The following is an 18,167-nucleotide window of genomic DNA, read 5'->3' as shown; positions in this document are numbered from 1 at the left end:
TTGGGCCTCACACAAGAAACGAGCCCCGTATCCGGATGCGGACCACGGGGCTCTGCGAAAGCAGTTAGACCACGGGCACCGCTGGCGGGTACCCGTAGAAAAATCGGCGCTGCGCGTTGAGCACGCACCGAGTCTGCCATCACGGGCGGCACCCGCGCAAAGAAATGGGCGCGGATTGACCGCCTGATTCTTACCGGAAGTAATGGTGAAAACGCCCGGTGTCCGCGCGAATATGGCCGTAGGCTGCGACTCGCCGCAACAGACAGTCGAGGAAGGACTGCGCTGATGAACTTTTCGACGTTGCCGCCGGAGATCAACTCCTTGCTTATGTTCTCGGGTGCGGGGTCGGCCCCGATGCTCGATGCCGCGGTGGCCTGGGAGGGCTTGGCCAGTGAGTTGGGTGCCGCGGCGGATTCGTTCGGTTCGGTGACCTCGGAGCTGGTGAGCCAAGCCTGGCAGGGCCCGGCGTCCGCGGCGATGGCGGCGGCCGCCGCCCCATATGCGGGCTGGCTGGGTGCGGCGGCGACGCAGGCGGCAGGTGCGGCCGGGCAGGCCCGGACGTTGGTGAGCGTGTTCGAGGCGGCACGCGCGGCCACGGTGGTCCCGGCAGCGATACAGGCCAACCGTTCGACGCTTGTGCAATTGGTGCTCGCGAATCTCTTTGGCCAAAATGCGCCGGCGATCGCAGCCGCGGAGGCCTTGTACGAGGAGATGTGGGCCCAGGACGTCGCGGCCATGTTCGGCTACTACACCGGGGCGTCGGCCGTGGCCGAGGCGCTGACACCGTGGGAGCAGGCGTTGGCAGGGCTGAGCGCTCTCTCGCCGGTCAGCAATGTCGGTCTAGCGAATCTGGGACTGGGAAATATCGGCAGCCTGAACCAGGGCAACGGCAATACCGGCAACTTCAACTTCGGCAGCGGCAACAGAGGCAACTTCAACTTCGGCGACGGAAACCTCAACGGGATCCTCAATTTCGGTAGCGGAAACACCGGCAGTTTCAACATGGGCAGCGGGAACACGGGCAGCAGAAACTTCGGCGCCGGCAATCGTGGCAATGGAAACTTCGGCTTTGGGAATTCTCAGGCCACCGGTGGCGGAAACATCGGAAGCGGGAACAGCGGCAGCGCGAACTTCGGCAACGGAAACACCGGCAACCTCAACATCGGCAGTGGAAACTTCGGCCACAGCAACATCGGCTTCGGCAACAGCGGCCCGGGAGCCATGCCGACGGTGGGCAACTCGAACGTCGGGTTCGGCAACACCGGCAACTCCAACATCGGTATAGGCAATTTCGGAAACTTCAACATTGGCCTGGGCAATACCGGCGAGTTCAATATCGGCTTCGGCAACTCCGGCAACAACAACTTCGGCATCGGCCTGACCGGCAACAACGAGTTTGGCATCAACTTAAACGGGTTGAACTCGGGCAGCGGCAATATCGGCTTGTTCAACTCAGGCGACAACAACGTCGGCTTTTTCAACTCAGGCCACGGAAACTGGGGTATCGGCAACTCCGGTGACACAAATACGGGGATAGGGAACTCCGGCAACACGAACACCGGCTTCTTGAACTCGGGCAACATCAACACGGGCTGGGTGAATACCACCAACACCAACGTGGGCTTCGGGAACTCTGGTCACGGAAATGTTGGTTTCTGGAACGCCGGTGCCGATAACGTCGGCGTCGGAAATGGGGGCGGCTTTGCGGTCGGTGCGTTCAACTCGGGCACCAGCGGCAGCGTGGGCTTGTTTAACTCAGGCTCCAGCAGTGTCGGATTTTTCAACTCCGGCGTGGGCAACACCGGTTTCGGAAATTCGGGTAATACCAACACGGGATTCTGGAACTCAGGCCACGTCAACACCGGTGCCGGCAACGCGGGTGACGTGAATACCGGCTACGGAAGCGCGACCGACACCGGCGCTACAAACTCCGGCTTCGGCAACACCGGCACCGGAACTTCCGGCTTCAACAACCACGGGAACAGCACGTCCGGGTGGGAGAACACCGGCAACTCAAGCGAGGGCTACGGAAACGTCGGGAACTTCCAGACAGGCTTCCAGAACACCAATGGCCGAAACACCGGGTTCTTCAACTCGGGCATAAACGGCGTGGGTTTCTCGAATACGGGCAATCTGAACATTGGCTTCTCGAACGGTGGCACCGTTGGAAATGTGGGCTTCATGAACATGGGCGCCGACAACTCCGGTTACGGCAATACTGGAACGCTCAACTCCGGATGGAACAACTCGGGCACAAACAGCTCCGGCAACAACCATGCGGGCGCACATCAGTCCGGCTTCCAGCCGTAGGCCCGACGAGTCGTCGGGCTGCGGCGGTAAGTTTGGGCAGACATGAGTGTGCACGCGACCCCCCGTCCGACCCCAGCCGACGAACTGCTCGACGTTCTCAATCCCCCACAGCGCCAGGCGGTGGTGCATGAGGGTTCGCCGCTGCTGATCGTGGCCGGTGCCGGCTCCGGCAAGACGGCGGTGCTGACCCGGCGGATCGCATATCTGATCGCGGTCCGCGGCGTCGGGGTCGGTCAGATCTTGGCCATTACCTTCACTAACAAGGCCGCCGCCGAGATGCGGGAACGGGTGGTGAGCCTGGTCGGTGACCGCGCCCGGTACATGTGGGTGTCGACATTTCACTCGAGCTGCGTGCGCATCCTGCGTAACCAGGCGTCGTTGATCGAAGGCCTCAACTCCAACTTCTCGATCTACGACGCCGACGATTCGCGGCGGCTGCTGCAGATGATCGGCCGGGACATGGGTCTAGACATCAAGCGGTATTCGCCGCGACTGCTGGCCAACGCCATCTCCAACCTGAAGAACGAGCTGATCGACCCGCACGGGGCGCTGGCCGCCCTAACGGAGGACTCCGATGACCTGGCGCGCACTGTCGCGTCCGTTTACGCCGAATACCAGCGACGGCTGCGTGCGGCCAACGCGCTGGACTTCGACGACCTCATCGGGGAGACGGTGGCGGTACTGCAGACGTTCCCGCAGATCGCCCAATACTACCGGCGCCGGTTCCGGCACGTGCTCGTCGACGAATACCAGGACACCAACCATGCGCAGTACGTGCTGGTGCGGGAATTGGTCGGTCGCGACACCCCCGACGGCAGCGATGGTGTTCCGCCCGCCGAGTTGTGCGTGGTCGGCGACGCCGACCAGTCGATCTATGCGTTCCGCGGCGCCACGATTCGCAACATCGAAGACTTCGAACGCGACTACCCCGACGCCAAAACCATTCTGCTGGAACAAAATTACCGCTCGACGCAGAACATCCTTTCGGCCGCCAACTCCGTGATCGCCCGCAACTCCGGACGCCGGGAGAAGCGGTTGTGGACCGACGCCGGCGCCGGGGAGCTGATCGTCGGCTACGTCGCCGACAACGAGCACGACGAGGCCAGGTTCGTCGCCGAAGAGATCGATGGGCTGGCCGCGCGTGGCGAGATCACCTACAACGATGTGGCCGTCTTCTACCGCACCAACAACTCGTCGCGGTCGCTCGAAGAAGTCTTCATCCGCGCCGGGATTCCCTACAAAGTCGTTGGGGGAGTTCGCTTTTACGAGCGCAAGGAGATTCGCGACATCGTCGCATACCTGCGCGTGCTGGACAACCCCGGTGATGCGGTGAGCATGCGGCGTATCCTCAACACGCCCAGGCGCGGCATCGGTGATCGCGCCGAGGCATGTGTGGCGGTTTACGCCGAGAACACCGGAGCCAGCTTCTCCGACGCGCTGCAGGCCGCGGCTCAAGGCAAAGTGCCGATGCTGAATTCCCGTGCGGAGAAGGCGATCGCGGGCTTCGTCGAGATGCTTGACGAGTTGCGGGGCCGCCTCGATGACGACCTCGGGGAACTGGTCGAGGCGGTGTTGGAACGCAGTGGATACCGCCGTGAGTTGGAGTCGTCCACCGACCCCCAGGAGCTGGCGCGGCTGGACAACCTCAACGAACTCGTCAGCGTCGCACATGAATTCAGCACCGACCAAGCTAACGCCGCCGCGCTCGTGCCCGAGAATGAAGACATACCGGACACCGGTGTGCTCGCGGCATTTCTGGAGAGGGTGTCGCTGGTCGCCGACACCGACGAAATCCCCGAGCACAGCGCGGGGGTGGTCACGCTGATGACATTGCATACCGCCAAGGGCCTGGAGTTCCCGGTGGTGTTCGTAACCGGTTGGGAGGACGGGATGTTCCCGCACATGCGGGCCCTGGACGATCCCACCGAGCTGTCCGAGGAACGGCGGCTGGCCTACGTCGGCATCACCCGGGCCCGGCAACGCCTGTACGTGAGTAGGGCCATCGTCCGTTCGTCCTGGGGTCAGCCGATGCTGAACCCGGAATCCCGGTTCCTGAGGGAGATTCCGCAGGAGCTCATCGACTGGCGACGCACCGCGCCCAAGCCGTCGTTCAGCGCCCCGGTGAGCGGCGCCGGGCGGTTCGGCTCCCCGCGCCCGTCGCCAACGCGCTCGGGGGCGGGCAAGCGCCCGCTGCTGGTCTTGCAGCCCGGCGACCGCGTGACGCACGACAAGTACGGCCTGGGTCGTGTCGAGGAAGTCTCCGGCGTCGGCGAATCGGCGATGTCGCTGATCGACTTTGGCAGTTCGGGGCGGGTAAAGCTGATGCACAACCACGCCCCGGTCAGCAAGCTCTGACGCCTTATTCGCCTTGTTCGCCTTGTTCGCCCCAGTACAGCCAGCGCTTGGTTCGCGGGTGCAGTGCCAGCACCACGCTGGCAATCGGCAGCACCGGTAGCGTGTGCACGATCCACCCAACACGGGCCCCCGCGATGAACACGCCGCCATAAGTCAGCAGCGCGACCACCGCCCCCGCCGCGATGAGGTAGCGCCCGAGAGGGTGGCGCAGCAGCAGCATGATGACGCCGGTGACGGTCGCAATCGCGAAGACCAGGGCGAGAAACGCGACCGCGATGCAGAACAACCGATCGCTGCGCCACCAGCCAATGATCAAATCGGTGGCCACAACCGAGGTGGTCCACCCGCTGACGATGCTGGTCGCGCAGGCGACGACGGCCGTCCAGGAGCTTGGCTCGGTGGTCGGCGCGGCCGGCAGATGCGCCCGGCCGGCGCGAACGGTGGCGTCCAAAGGCGGTGGCCGACGGGGAATTCGGGCGGTCTCGGGCGTTGCGATCGGGGGTATCGGCCCGGTTGGGGCACGGCGGATGATCCGGGTCCGCGGTTCGGCGGGCGACGCTTTCTCAGGTTTATCCTTGGGCGGATTTTCGCGCGAAGGGGGGTCGCTCGGCGCGGTCACCGGTCAGCCGGCGTAACTGCCGACAAAAAGTCCCCGCTTAGCCAGCCACGGCACGGGGTCAATGCGCTGGGAGCCGCCCTGCAGCACCTCGAAGTGCAGGTGCGGACCGGTCGAATTGCCTCGATTGCCCATGGTGGCTATCTGGTCACCGGCCATCACACGCTCGCCGACGCTGACCAGCGTGGTGTTGACGTGGCCATAGAGGGTGACGGTGCCGTCGGCGTGGAGCAGCTTGACCCACATGCCGTAGCCAGCGGTGGGGCCGGCGTCGATGACGACACCATCCGACACCGCATAGATGGGCGTCCCGATCGCGTTGGCCAGGTCGATACCGGCGTGCAGCACACCCCAGCGGTACCCGAAACTAGAGGTGAATATGCCTCTTGTGGGCATCACGTACAGCGGCTGCTGCAGGCGTGCCTCGCGCTGGGCGCGTTCCTGAGCGAAGGCCACGCCTCTGGCGAACTCCGCGTTGTGCACCGCGGCACCGGCGGCCGGCTGGGCCGCGATGACCTGCACGCCCCGCGGTGCGTTGCCGCCCGCCCCTCCGGTCAGCGCCGAGGCGTTAGCGGTCAGCACCGTCTCGGTGCTTGGATTCTTCGACTGATGGGTCACCGCGTGCGCCGCCGCGGCCGCTGCGCCGGCAGCCATTGCCGAGATCAGCAGGCGTCCCTTGGCGGCGCTGGTCGGCTGCTTGCGGTGCTGCCCACCGCGCCGGGGGATTGGTATGACGTCGGTGGCATTCGAACGCGGGTCGGCACTGGGTTCGAGCGTCACCAGGGCCAGGACCTCGGTCGGAGGCGCCAACGGTTCCGGTGTCAGGTTGTCGGAATCGTCAAGGTCGTCGAGTTCGGGAGCGCTGAGCAGTTGAGCTTCGATGTCGAAGTTGAACTCGTCACCGAAATCCAGCTCATCGAGGTCGGCAAAATCGAGGTCATCGAGCTCGCCGAAGTCGTCCAACGCGATGATCTCGGTGATTTCATTGCGGTGATGGTGCAGCCAACGATCGCGGGGCGCGCGAGCCGCTCCAGTGGAGCCAGAGCGGGCAAATTGGTGCTGCGACAACCTGAAATGTCCTCGGATCGTGACCATAACGTTATCTGGACCCTGAGACGGTATCCGCTGACGGATGGGACTGGCAACCTCAGTTTGGAATCCTGCCGACAATGTGACTTGGATCACGTTTGAAATGGTGAACATTCGGTGACCTGCGCCACACGGGTGGATGCGACGGCCGAGCGCGTTTGGCGTCTCGATACAGTTCCTCAGTGCGCGTTGCCGTTATCCGGTACCGCGTCCGTACTGGCCTAGCAGTAAGTCAAAGAAGACAGTGAGCCCATGGATCTTTTCGAATACCAAGCCAAGGAGTTATTCGCCAAGCACGGCGTACCCGGCACACAAGGACGGGTGACCGACACGGCGGAAGGCGCGAAGGCCATCGCCACCGAAATCGGTAGCCCAGTGATGGTCAAGGCGCAGGTGAAGACAGGCGGGCGCGGCAAGGCGGGCGGCGTCAAATACGCCGCGACCCCCGACGAGGCCTACGAGCACGCCAAGAACATTCTCGGCCTGGACATCAAGGGCCACATCGTCAAGAAGTTGCTGGTTGCCGAGGCCAGCGACATCGCCGAGGAGTACTACCTGTCGTTCCTGCTCGACCGAGCCAACCGCACGTACCTGGCGATGTGCTCGGTGGAAGGCGGCATGGAGATCGAAGAGGTGGCCGCCACCAAACCCGAACGGCTCGCCAAGGTTCCGGTCAACGCCGTCACAGGTGTTGACCTGGCGTTCGCGCGTTCCATCGCCGAGCAGGGCCACCTGCCGGCCGAGGTGCTCGACGCCGCCGCGATCACCATCGCCAAGTTATGGGAGCTCTTCGTCGCAGAGGATGCCACCCTGGTCGAGGTCAACCCCCTGGTGCGGACCCCTGACTCCCGGATCCTGGCGCTGGACGGCAAGGTCACCCTGGACGGCAACGCCGACTTCCGGCAGCCCGGCCACGCCGAGTTCGAGGATCGCGACGCCACCGACCCGCTGGAACTCAAAGCCAAGGAGCATGACCTCAACTACGTCAAGCTTGACGGTCAGGTGGGCATCATCGGCAACGGCGCGGGATTGGTGATGTCAACCCTCGACGTCGTGGCCTATGCCGGTGAAAAGCACAACGGAGTAAAACCAGCCAACTTCCTCGACATCGGCGGCGGTGCATCCGCTGAGGTGATGGCCGCCGGCCTGGACGTGGTGCTGGGCGACTCGCAGGTCAAGGCCGTGTTCGTCAACGTTTTCGGGGGAATCACCTCGTGTGACGCGGTGGCGACCGGGATCGTCAAGGCGTTGGAAATCCTGGGCGACGAGGCCAACAAGCCGCTGGTGGTTCGGCTCGACGGCAACAACGTCGACGAGGGGCGCCGCATCCTCGCCGAGGCGAACCACCCTCTGGTGACGCTGGTGCCGACGATGGACGAGGCTGCCGACAAGGCCGCCGAGCTGGCGAGCGCCTGAGCGAAAGGACCCGATGACTCATGGCAATATTCCTGACCTCCGAAAACAAGGTCATCGTCCAGGGCATTACCGGCTCTGAGGCCACCGTCCATACCGCACGCATGCTTAAGGCCGGCACTCAAATCGTCGGCGGTGTCAACGCGCGCAAGGCGGGCACCACCGTCACGCATGAGGACAAGGGCGGCAGGCTGATCAAGCTGCCGGTGTTCGGCAGCGTCGCGGAGGCGATGGAAAAGACCGGTGCCGATGTGTCAATCATCTTCGTGCCGCCGAAGTTCGCCAAGGACGCGATCGTTGAGGCCATCGACGCCGAGATTCCGCTGCTGGTGGTCATCACCGAGGGAATTCCGGTGCAGGACACCGCATATGCCTGGGCGTACAACCTCGAGAAGGGTGGCAAGACCCGCATCATCGGCCCGAACTGTCCGGGCATCATCAGCCCCGGTCAGTCGCTCGTGGGCATCACCCCGGCCAACATCACCGGACCCGGTCCGATCGGGCTGGTATCCAAATCGGGCACGCTGACCTACCAAATGATGTATGAGCTAAGGGATCTCGGTTTTACCACGTCGATCGGGATTGGCGGCGACCCGGTGATCGGCACCACGCACATCGATGCCATCGAGGCCTTCGAGAAGGATCCCGACACCAAGCTCATCGTGATGATCGGTGAGATCGGCGGCGACGCCGAGGAGCGCGCGGCGGACTACATCAAGGCCAACGTGTCCAAGCCGGTCGTCGGCTACGTCGCGGGATTCACTGCGCCAGAAGGCAAAACGATGGGCCATGCCGGCGCCATCGTGTCCGGCTCGTCGGGAACCGCGGCCGCCAAGCAAGAGGCGCTCGAGGCGGCCGGCGTCAAGGTTGGCAAGACCCCGTCGGCGACGGCGGCGCTGGCCCGGGAGATCCTGAAGACCCTGTAGCGCGAGCAGACGCGAAAGCCCCCAAATCGGCACGATTTGGGGGCTTTCGCGTCTGCTCGCGCTACAGGCAAGTGGCCAGCTTTCCGGCCAAGCGCTCCACGTAGGCGGCAATCTCGTCGTCGGAACGGTCCGGCAGGCCGAACAGCACCTCAGTTACGCCCAGTTGGGCCCAACGCGCGAGCTTCTCGGGCACCGGTTTGAAGTCGAGCGCCACGATCTGCGGTGCGCCGTCGCGGCCCGCGGCCACCCAGATGTCCTGCAACAACTTCACCGGCTCGTCGATGTCGAAGTCGCGCGGAGTGGTGATCCAGCCATCGGCGCTTCGTGCGATCCACTTGAAGTTCTTCTCGGTGCCGGCCGCGCCGACGAGCACCGGGATGTGTGACTGCACCGGCTTCGGCCAGGCCCAGCTGGGGCCGAATTTCACGAATTCTCCGTCGTAGGCCGCTTCTTCCTGTGTCCACAACGCTCGCATGGCCTCGAGGTATTCACGCAGCATCGTGCGGCGGCGTCCGGGCGGCACGCCGTGGTCGGTGAGTTCGTCGGTGTTCCAGCCGAACCCGACACCCAGGCTCACCCGACCTCCGGACAGATGGTCCAGCGTCGCAATGCTTTTCGCCAGCGTGAGCGGATCATGCTCGACCGGTAGCGCCACGGCGGTGGACAGCCGGACTCGCGAAGTCACCGCGCACGCCGCACCCAAACTCACCCAAGGGTCGAGCGTGCGCATGTAGCGATCGTCAGGCAGCGATGCGTCGCCGGTCGTCGGGTGCGCAGCCTCGCGCTTGACCGGGATATGGGTGTGTTCAGGTACGTAGAACGTCTGAAACCCGTGGTCGTCGGCAAGCTTCGCGGCCGCCGCTGGAGAGATGCCGCGGTCGCTGGTGAAGAGCACAAGGCCGTAATCCATGTACCGAATTAGAACGTGTTCTACCTAGGACGGGCAAGCGGCCGGGTCGCCGGCTAGCGGTGGGTTCGGCGGGGGCACCAGGAGGTGCGCTAGCGTTGTTGGTCGAGTCGCGTCGCTGGAAGCACAGCGTCGTACTGCAACAGTGGCGCCGCGACGGCACCGGAAGCAACAGGAGGAGCCATGACCTACTCGCCGGGCAGCCCCGGATATCCGCCCGCGCAGCCCGCCGGTTCTTACGGGGGCGCCTCGTCGGGTGAGGGACAGAGCAAGCTTCCGATGTACCTGAGCATCGCGGTCGTGGCGCTTGGCCTGGCAGCGTATTTTGCGAGCTTCGGTCCGCTATTCACCATCAGCTCTGAACTCGGGGCGGGCGGTGGTTCGGTGTCCGGCGACGCCGGGTTGGCGGTCAGCGCGGCGCTGCTGGCTGCGCTGCTTGCCGGGGTGGGTTTGCTACCCAAGGCAAAGAGCTACCTGTCGGTCGTCGCGGTGCTCGCGGTGCTGGGTGTGCTGCTGGTCATCTCGGCGACCGTCAACAAGCCCGGTGCCCTTTCGTTCGGCTGGGCGCTGTGGGTCGTCCTGGTTTTCAGCGTGTTCCAGGCGGTAGCCGCAGTGGGCGCGCTGCTGCTGGATACGGGTGTGATCACCGCGCCCGCGCCGCGGCCCAAGTTCGACCCGTACGGCCAGTACGGCCCGTACGGGCAGTACGGCCAGTACGGGGGCCAGCCGGGCGGGTATTACGGTCAGCCGGCCGCACAACAGCCCGCGGCCAACCCGCAACAGGCGCCCGGGTATGGATCGCAGCCGCCGCAGCAGCAGTACGGCGGCGGCTATTCGTCCAACCCGAATCCGGCGAGCGGCGGATTCAGCGCCCAGGCTCCCACGCAGCAGGCGCCCCAGGCAGCGCACCAGGGGCCATCGACGCCGCCAACGGGTTTCCCGAGCTTCAGTCCGCCCCCGCCGGTCAGTGCCGGGGCGGGATCGGCGGCCGGTTCGGCTCCGGTCAACTACTCCAGCCCCGCCGGTGGTCAGCAGCAGCAGTCCTACGGTCAAAGCCAGCAGTCGTCGTCCTCCGGGTCGGCGCCGGTCTAACCGGGCGCTCTCGCGCCGAGTCGGGCACGTGCGCCGCGAGTGAAAAGGGTGTCAAAAAGCGACGAGAATCGGTCAGCGGGCGCTCGCCAGGCGCGTGACCTCGTCAGGGTCGCCTTCGCTCCCGCAGTGGTGGCGCTGGTCGTCATCGCTGCCGTCACGCTGTTGCAGCTGCTGATCGCCAACAGCGACATGACCGGCGCGTTGGGCGCCATCGCCAGTATGTGGCTCGGCGTGCACCAAGTGCCGATCTCGATCGGTGGCCGAGAACTGGGCGTAATGCCGCTATTGCCGGTCTTGTTGATGGTATGGGGCACCGCGCGTACTACGGCGCGGGCCACCTCACCGCACTCGTCGTGGCTCGTGGTCCGGTGGGTGTTCGCCGCTGCGCTGGGCGGGCCGTTGCTGATGGCGGCCATTGCGTTGGCGGTGATCCACGACGCGTCGTCGGTGATCACCGAGCTGCAGACGCCCGGCGCCCTGCGCGCGTTCGCCGGCGTAGTGATGGTGCACGCCATTGGTGCCGCCATCGGCGTGGGGTCCCGGGTGGGTCGACGTGCGCTGGCGGCCTCGCACCTGCCCAACTGGCTGGGTGACTCGGCACGGGCCGCCGCGGCCGGGGTAGTGGCGTTGCTGGGGCTCTCCGGCGTGGTGACCGCGGGTTCGCTGGTTGTTCACTGGGCGACAATGCAAGAGCTGTACGGGATCACGGATTCGATTTTCGGCCAGTTCAGTCTCACCGTGCTGTCGGTGCTTTACGCGCCCAACGTCATCGTCGGCGCCTCAGCCGTCGCGGTCGGCTCGAGTGCTCATATTGGCTTCGCGACGTTCAGCTCGTTCACTGTGTTCGGCGGCGACGTCCCAGCGCTGCCGATCCTGGCGGCCGCCCCCACGCCACCGCTCGGGCCGGCGTGGGTCGCCCTACTGATCGTCGGTGCATCGTCTGGTGTCGCGGTCGGCCAGCAGTGTGCTCGCCGCGCCCTACCCATCGTCCCGGCAACGGCCAAGCTGCTGGTTGCGGCGGCCGCCGCGGCTTTAGTGATGGGACTGCTCGGGTACGGCGGTGGCGGACAACTGGGCAACTTCGGCGACGTCGGCGTGGACGAAGGCGCCATGGTGATCGGTGTCTTTTTCTGGTTCGCCGTCGTTGGTTGGGTCACGGTGCTGATGACGGGCGGGATCAGCCGAACTCCCAAGCGGCCCAAACCCAAGCCCGCCCCGCCGTCCGAACCAGCCCCGCCGCCCGAACCAGCCCCGCCGCCCGAACCGGACGAGTCGTCCGAACCGGACGAGTCGTCCGAACCGGACGAGGCGTCCGACGACGAGAACCCGGAAGAGCCGAGCCTGCGCTGATGGTGTCGACACGCCGAGCGGATATAGCCCTGGACGCAGACTCGACGCCCGCGAGGTACCCACTAGGCTCGATTGTCTGCCTCCTCCTCCGGCCGCTCGCGCGGCCGGCATCGTCGCCAGACTAGGCTCGATTGTCGCCTCCTCCTCCGGCCGCTCGCGCGGCCGGCATCGTCGCCAGACTAGGCTCGATTGTCGCCTCCTCCTCCGGCCGCTCGCGCGGCCGGCATCGTCGCCAGACTAGGCTCGCCCGTGTGCAGGAACCGCTCCGTGTGCCCCCGAGTGCACCCGCGCGGCTGGTGGTACTGGCATCGGGTACGGGTTCGCTGCTGAACTCATTGATCGACGCAGCCGTCGGCGACTACCCGGCCCGGGTCGTCGCCGTCGGTGTGGATCGCGACTGCCGGGCCACCGAGATCGCTGCTAAGGCTGCACTGCCGGTCTTTACCGTGCGGCTCAAGGACTATTCGGACCGCGACGCCTGGGACGCCGCCATCACCGACGCCACCGCGGCGCACTCGCCCGACCTTATCGTGTCCGCGGGATTCATGAAAATACTTGGACCGCAATTTCTTTCACATTTCTACGGGCGCATCATCAATACCCATCCCGCGTTGCTGCCGGCGTTCCCGGGTGCGCATGGAGTGGCCGAAGCACTGGCCTACGGCGTGAAGGTCACCGGTTGTACCGTGCACCTGGTGGATGCCGGCACGGACACCGGGCCGATATTGGCGCAGCAACCCGTTCCAGTGCTCGACGGTGACGACGATGCAACGTTGCATGAACGCATTAAGGTCATCGAACGGCGGCTGCTGGTGGACGTGGTGGCCGCGATCGCGACCGGCGGAATGACGGTGAACGGACGAAAGGCGACCTTAGGATGACCGACGAGGCGAGAAGGCCGATCCGGCGCGCGTTGATCAGCGTGTACGACAAGACCGGGCTGGTCGAGCTTGCCCAAGGCCTAGCCGCGGCTGGTGTCGATATCGTCTCGACCGGCTCAACGGCGAAAACAATTGCCAGCAAAGGGATTCCGGTGACTCCGGTGGAGGAGCTCACTGGCTTCCCCGAGGTCCTTGATGGCCGAGTCAAAACACTGCACCCGCGAGTGCATGCCGGGCTGCTGGCTGACCTGCGCAAGCCAGAGCATGCCGCAGCGCTGCAGCAGCTCGGGATTGCGGCGTTCGAACTGGTCGTGGTCAACCTGTATCCGTTTAGCCAGACCGTCGAATCCGGCGCGGGCATCGACGAATGCGTCGAGCAGATCGACATCGGCGGCCCCTCGATGGTGCGGGCGGCGGCGAAAAATCATCCCAGCGTCGCCGTGGTGACCGACCCGCTCGGGTATGAGGGGGTGCTGGCCGCGGTACGCAACGGCGGATTTACCCTCGCCGAGCGGAAAAGGCTGGCGTCGCTGGCATTTCAGCACACCGCGGAGTACGACATCGCGGTCGCGAGTTGGATGCAGTCGACCCTGGCGCCCGAACATCCCGAGGCGTCTTTTCCGCGGTGGTTCGCCAGAAACTGGCGCCGCACGGCGATGTTGCGCTACGGCGAGAACCCGCACCAGCAGGCGGCGCTGTACAGCGACCCGGGCGCCTGGCCGGGCCTGGCGCAGGCCGAGCAGCTGCACGGAAAAGACATGTCCTACAACAACTTCACCGACGCGGACGCGGCCTGGCGAGCGGCTTTCGACCACGAACAGACGTGTGTGGCAATCATCAAGCACGCCAACCCGTGCGGCATCGCGATCTCATCGGTGTCGGTTGCCGACGCACATCGCAAGGCCCACGAATGCGATCCGCTGAGCGCCTACGGTGGAGTGATCGCGGCCAACACCGAGGTCAGCGCCGAGATGGCGGAGTACGTGGGCACCATCTTCACCGAAGTGATCGTCGCGCCGGCCTACGCGCCGGGCGCTCTTGATCTGCTGACCCGCAAAAAGAACATCCGGGTGTTGGTGGCCTCCGAGCCGCTGACCGGGGGCACCGAGCTGCGCCCGATCAGCGGGGGATTGCTGATGCAGCAGCGCGACGAACTCGACGCGCACGGCGACAATCCGGCGAATTGGACACTCGCGACCGGATCGCCGGCCGACCCGGCGACATTGACCGACCTGGTGTTCGCCTGGCGGGCGTGTCGCGCTGTCAAGTCGAATGCCATCGTGATCGTCGCCGACGGCGCGACCGTCGGGGTCGGCATGGGTCAGGTCAATCGCGTCGACGCGGCCCGGCTGGCCGTCGAACGTGGCGGCAACCGGGTTGACGGCGCCGTCGCGGCATCCGACGCGTTCTTCCCATTCCCCGACGGTTTGCAGACGCTGGCCGCCGCCGGTGTCAAGGCGATCGTGCACCCGGGAGGCTCGGTGCGCGACGAAGAGGTGACCGATGCGGCGGCCAACGCCGGGATCACTCTCTACCTGACGGGCGCTCGCCACTTCGCCCACTAGCGGCCCACTAGCGCGACAGTGAATTCCACGACGTGACACGCCGAAAAGTGTGATGTGAAATTCACTCTCGTCACCAGAAGAAAGGGCGGCGTCGTAGCGTGGAGTGGTGACTTCGCCGAATAACCTGCCCCGCACCGCCGGTGAGCTCCGTGCCGCCGGTCATCGCGAACGGGGGGTTAAGCAGGAAATCCGGGAAAATCTGCTCACCGCTCTAGCCGAGGGCGATGATATGTGGCCAGGCATCGTGGGCTTCGACGACACCGTGATACCCCAGGTAGAACGCGCACTGATCGCGGGGCATGACTTCGTGCTGCTCGGCGAACGCGGCCAGGGCAAAACCCGGCTACTAAGGGCGCTGGCCGGGCTGCTCGACGAGTGGACACCGGTGATCGACGGAGCCGAACTGGGCGAGCACCCTTATACGCCGATCACGCCGGAATCCATCCGGCGGACCTACGAGCTCGGCGACAACCTGCCGGTCAAGTGGAAGCACCGTAGCGAGCGTTACACCGAGAAGCTGGCCACACCCGACACCAGCGTCGCCGACCTGGTCGGCGACATCGATCCGATCAAGGTCGCCGAGGGCCGCAGCCTGGGGGACCCCGAGACCATCGCCTACGGGCTCATCCCGCGTGCGCACCGCGGCATCGTCGCGGTCAACGAGCTGCCCGACCTCGCCGAGCGCATTCAGGTGTCGATGCTCAACGTCATGGAGGAGCGCGACATCCAGGTCCGCGGTTACACGCTTAGATTGCCCCTCGACGTACTCGTTGTCGCCAGCGCCAACCCCGAGGACTACACCAACCGCGGTCGCATCATTACCCCGCTCAAGGACAGGTTCGGCGCCGAGATCCGCACCCATTACCCCCTGGAGTTGGAGGCGGAAATGGACCTCATCGCCCAGGAGGCGCACCTGAGCGCGCAGGTACCCGACTACCTGAACCAGGTGATCGCGCGATTTGCCCGGTACCTGCGGGAATCCCGCTCGATCGACCAGCGATCCGGGGTGTCGGCTCGGTTCGCCATCGCGGCCGCGGAGACCGTCGCCGCCGCGGCCCGGCACCGCGGCGCGGTATTGGGGGAGACGGATCCGGTGGCCCGGGTGGTCGATCTGGACACGGTGATCGACGTGCTGCGCGGCAAGCTGGAGTTCGAGTCCGGTGAGGAGGGTCGCGAACAGGCCGTGCTCGAGCATCTGTTGCGGCGTGCGACCGCCGATACCGCGTCGCGAGTGCTCGGCGGCATCGACGTCGGCTCGCTGGTGGCCGCCGTCGAGGGCGGTTCCGTGGTGACGACGGGTGAGCGGGTGTCGGCCAAGGATGTGCTGGCCGCGGTACCAGGGTTGCCGGTCGTGGACCGTATCGCGCGAAAACTGGGCGCCGAATCGGAGGGGGAGCGAGCCGCGGCGCTGGAGCTTGCTTTGGAGGCGTTGTACCTCGCGAAGCGAATCGACAAGGTATCCGGGGAGGGCCAAACCGTTTATGGCTAAGTCTGATGGTGACGACCCGCTGCGCCCGGCTTCGCCGCGCTTGCGATCGTCACGAGCGCATTCGTCACGCTACTCGGCGTATACCGGCGGACCCGACCCGCTGGCGCCGCCGGTGGATCTGCGGGATGCGCTCGAACAGATCGGGCAGGACGTCATGGCGGGCACCTCGCCGCGGCGGGCCCTGTCCGAGCTACTGCGGCGCGGCACCAAGAACTTGACCGGTGCCGACCGGCTGGCGGCAGAGGCGAACAGACGTCGACGGGAGTTGTTGCGCCGCAATAACTTAGACGGCACTCTGCAGGAGATCAAGAAGCTGCTCGACGAGGCGGTGCTGGCCGAACGCAAGGAGCTGGCGCGCGCCCTGGACGACGACGCCCGCTTCGGTGAACTGCGGCTGGATGCGCTTCCGGCGTCGCCGGCCAAAGCCGTCCAGGAGCTGTCCGATTACAGCTGGCGCAGCGGGGAAGCCCGCGAAAAGTATGAGCAGATTCAAGATTTGCTGGGCCGCGAGCTGCTCGACCAACGGTTCGCCGGGATGAAGCAGGCACTTTCACGTGCCACCGACGAGGATCGCCAGCGCGTCAACGACATGCTGGACGACCTCAACGACCTGCTGGACAAACACGCGCGCGGCGAAGACACCCCGCAGGATTTTCAAGACTTCATGAACAAGCACGGCGAGTTCTTCCCGGAGAACCCGCGCAATGTCGAGGAACTGCTGGACTCGCTGGCCAAGCGCGCCGCCGCCGCGCAGCGATTTCGTAACAGCCTTACCCAGGAACAGCGTGACGAACTGGATGCCTTGGCGCAGCAGGCATTTGGATCCCCTAGGCTGATGCAGTCGCTCAGCCGGCTCGACGCGCATCTGCAGACCGCGCGTCCGGCTGAAGACTGGACCGGATCCGAGCAGTTCTCCGGCGACAATCCGTTCGGCATGGGCGAGGGCACCCAAGCGCTGGCCGACATCGGTGAGCTGGAGCAGCTGGCCGAGCAGCTGTCGCAAAGCTATCCGGGTGCCACCATGGACGACGTCGATCTGGACGCGCTGGCACGCCAGCTCGGCGACCAGGCCGCCATTGATGCCCGAACTTTGGCCGAATTGGAACGCGCGTTGGTCAATCAAGGTTTTCTGGATCGCGGTTCCGACGGCCAGTGGCGCCTGTCGCCAAAGGCGATGCGTAGGCTCGGTGAGACGGCTTTACGTGATGTGGTGCAACAGCTTTCCGGTCGCCACGGCGAACGCGATCACCGGCGTGCGGGTGCGGCCGGCGAGCTGACCGGGGCGACTCGTCCCTGGCAGTTCGGCGACACCGAGCCGTGGCACATCTCGCGCACGCTGACCAATGCGGTGCTGCGGCAGGCGGGAAGTTCAGCGGACGGCCCGGGTTCGGCCATTCACATCACCGTCGACGACGTGGAAGTCTCCGAGACCGAGACCCGCACGCAGGCGGCGGTTGCGCTGTTGGTGGATACCTCATTTTCGATGGTGATGGAGAATCGCTGGCTGCCGATGAAGCGTACGGCGCTGGCGCTCAATCATCTGGTGTGCACGCGGTTCCGCTCGGATGCGTTGCAGATCATTGCATTTGGCCGATATGCGCGGACGGTGACAGCCGCGGAGCTGACGGGTTTGGAGGGCGTCTACGAGCAGGGCACCAACCTGCATCACGCGCTGGCGTTAGCGGGTCGGCATCTGCGCCGGCACCCCAACGCGCAGCCCGTTGTGCTGGTGGTGACCGACGGTGAGCCGACCGCTCACCTGGAGGACTTTGACGGTGACGGTTCGTCGGTGTTTTTCGACTACCCGCCGCATCCGCGGACGATCGCCCACACCGTGCGCGGATTCGACGACATGGCCCGGCTGGGCGCGCAGGTAACGATCTTCCGGTTGGGCAGTGACCCTGGCTTGGCGCGGTTCATCGACCAGGTCGCGCGCCGAGTCGAGGGACGCGTCGTGGTGCCTGATCTCGACGGGCTCGGTGCGGCCGTGGTGGGCGACTACCTGCGGTCGCGGCGACGGCGACGGTAGGCGACGCTTCGCACAGTTCGGCCGCTTGATTGCTCAGTGCGTTGACGCGGTCTCCTCGGAAGGCTGTTGGGTCGGGTGTTTCGCGGGATGTGGCCGGTTTGGGTGCTCAGGACAACGTGCTGGCAGGTTGCTTGCGTGATGCTAG

General features: G+C 65.4%; 13 protein-coding genes. 10 read left to right on the top strand and 3 right to left on the bottom strand.

The window, feature by feature from the left end; translation table 11 throughout:
- The first annotated feature begins 285 nt into the window (after positions 1-285).
- Positions 286-2,310, top strand: a complete 2,025-nt coding sequence (locus AADZ78_RS22075; RefSeq protein ID WP_085253090.1) for a PPE family protein — start codon at positions 286-288, stop codon at positions 2,308-2,310.
- Positions 2,311-2,352: 42 nt separating this feature from the next.
- On the top strand, positions 2,353-4,665 hold the full coding sequence (gene pcrA, locus AADZ78_RS22070) for a DNA helicase PcrA (protein ID WP_085253091.1): 2,313 nt from the start codon (positions 2,353-2,355) through the stop codon (positions 4,663-4,665).
- Between the two features lie 4 nt (positions 4,666-4,669).
- Here the strand turns inward: pcrA and AADZ78_RS22065 are convergent, their stop codons facing one another.
- Together AADZ78_RS22065 and AADZ78_RS22060 are read right to left on the bottom strand one after the other, a co-directional pair.
- Positions 4,670-5,284: a hypothetical protein gene (locus AADZ78_RS22065; RefSeq protein ID WP_204801950.1), complete on the bottom strand. Its 615-nt coding sequence runs from the start codon at positions 5,282-5,284 to the stop codon at positions 4,670-4,672.
- A 3-nt stretch (positions 5,285-5,287) separates the two neighbouring features.
- The gene (locus AADZ78_RS22060) at positions 5,288-6,376 is read right to left on the bottom strand and encodes a M23 family metallopeptidase (RefSeq protein ID WP_085253093.1); all 1,089 of its coding nucleotides are present in this window, start codon (positions 6,374-6,376) and stop codon (positions 5,288-5,290) included.
- Between the two features lie 246 nt (positions 6,377-6,622).
- Between AADZ78_RS22060 and sucC the strand changes: the two genes are divergently transcribed.
- Positions 6,623-7,786, top strand: a complete 1,164-nt coding sequence (gene sucC, locus AADZ78_RS22055; RefSeq protein ID WP_085253094.1) for an ADP-forming succinate--CoA ligase subunit beta — start codon at positions 6,623-6,625, stop codon at positions 7,784-7,786.
- 20 nt (positions 7,787-7,806) lie between these two features.
- Positions 7,807-8,709, top strand: a complete 903-nt coding sequence (gene sucD / locus AADZ78_RS22050; RefSeq protein ID WP_085253095.1) for a succinate--CoA ligase subunit alpha — start codon at positions 7,807-7,809, stop codon at positions 8,707-8,709.
- Positions 8,710-8,770: 61 nt separating this feature from the next.
- On the opposite strand, the gene AADZ78_RS22045 is transcribed toward sucD, so the two are convergent.
- Positions 8,771-9,619 (bottom strand): LLM class F420-dependent oxidoreductase, encoded by an 849-nt coding sequence (locus AADZ78_RS22045; protein ID WP_085253096.1) that lies wholly within the window; start codon positions 9,617-9,619, stop codon positions 8,771-8,773.
- Positions 9,620-9,799: 180 nt separating this feature from the next.
- Between AADZ78_RS22045 and AADZ78_RS22040 the strand changes: the two genes are divergently transcribed.
- The 6 genes from AADZ78_RS22040 to AADZ78_RS22015 all read left to right on the top strand — a co-directional run bounded on the left by AADZ78_RS22040 (position 9,800) and on the right by AADZ78_RS22015 (position 18,022).
- Positions 9,800-10,708 (top strand): DUF5336 domain-containing protein, encoded by a 909-nt coding sequence (locus tag AADZ78_RS22040; RefSeq protein WP_085253097.1) that lies wholly within the window; start codon positions 9,800-9,802, stop codon positions 10,706-10,708.
- Positions 10,709-10,747: 39 nt separating this feature from the next.
- A complete protein-coding gene (locus AADZ78_RS22035; RefSeq protein ID WP_204903331.1) occupies positions 10,748-12,058 on the top strand; it encodes a DUF6350 family protein in 1,311 nt (436 codons plus the stop codon).
- 251 nt (positions 12,059-12,309) lie between these two features.
- Entirely contained in the window at positions 12,310-12,939 is a 630-nt protein-coding gene (purN, locus tag AADZ78_RS22030; protein ID WP_085253098.1) for a phosphoribosylglycinamide formyltransferase, read from the top strand.
- Positions 12,936-14,504, top strand: a complete 1,569-nt coding sequence (gene purH, locus AADZ78_RS22025; RefSeq protein WP_085253099.1) for a bifunctional phosphoribosylaminoimidazolecarboxamide formyltransferase/IMP cyclohydrolase — start codon at positions 12,936-12,938, stop codon at positions 14,502-14,504. The genes purN and purH overlap by 4 nt, the downstream gene beginning before the upstream one ends.
- 103 nt (positions 14,505-14,607) lie before the next feature.
- Positions 14,608-15,993: a sigma 54-interacting transcriptional regulator gene (locus AADZ78_RS22020; protein ID WP_085253100.1), complete on the top strand. Its 1,386-nt coding sequence runs from the start codon at positions 14,608-14,610 to the stop codon at positions 15,991-15,993.
- Positions 15,986-18,022 (top strand): VWA domain-containing protein, encoded by a 2,037-nt coding sequence (locus tag AADZ78_RS22015; RefSeq protein ID WP_085253101.1) that lies wholly within the window; start codon positions 15,986-15,988, stop codon positions 18,020-18,022. The genes AADZ78_RS22020 and AADZ78_RS22015 overlap by 8 nt, the downstream gene beginning before the upstream one ends.
- Positions 18,023-18,167 lie beyond the last annotated feature (145 nt).

This window comes from Mycobacterium riyadhense, assembly GCF_963853645.1.
GTDB lineage: Bacteria > Actinomycetota > Actinomycetes > Mycobacteriales > Mycobacteriaceae > Mycobacterium > Mycobacterium riyadhense.
This window is presented reverse-complemented; position numbering and strand designations above follow the sequence as displayed.

What these genes read in the sequence shown, in the direction of transcription:
- AADZ78_RS22075 (WP_085253090.1), top strand. Translation starts at nt 286, where the DNA reads ATGAACTTTTCGACGTTGCCGCCGGAGATCAACTCCTTGCTTATGTTC.
- pcrA (WP_085253091.1), top strand. Translation starts at nt 2,353, where the DNA reads ATGAGTGTGCACGCGACCCCCCGTCCGACCCCAGCCGACGAACTGCTC.
- AADZ78_RS22060 (WP_085253093.1), bottom strand. Translation starts at nt 6,376, where the DNA reads ATGGTCACGATCCGAGGACATTTCAGGTTGTCGCAGCACCAATTTGCC.
- sucC (WP_085253094.1), top strand. Translation starts at nt 6,623, where the DNA reads ATGGATCTTTTCGAATACCAAGCCAAGGAGTTATTCGCCAAGCACGGC.
- sucD (WP_085253095.1), top strand. Translation starts at nt 7,807, where the DNA reads ATGGCAATATTCCTGACCTCCGAAAACAAGGTCATCGTCCAGGGCATT.
- AADZ78_RS22045 (WP_085253096.1), bottom strand. Translation starts at nt 9,619, where the DNA reads ATGGATTACGGCCTTGTGCTCTTCACCAGCGACCGCGGCATCTCTCCA.
- AADZ78_RS22040 (WP_085253097.1), top strand. Translation starts at nt 9,800, where the DNA reads ATGACCTACTCGCCGGGCAGCCCCGGATATCCGCCCGCGCAGCCCGCC.
- purH (WP_085253099.1), top strand. Translation starts at nt 12,936, where the DNA reads ATGACCGACGAGGCGAGAAGGCCGATCCGGCGCGCGTTGATCAGCGTG.
- AADZ78_RS22015 (WP_085253101.1), top strand. Translation starts at nt 15,986, where the DNA reads ATGGCTAAGTCTGATGGTGACGACCCGCTGCGCCCGGCTTCGCCGCGC.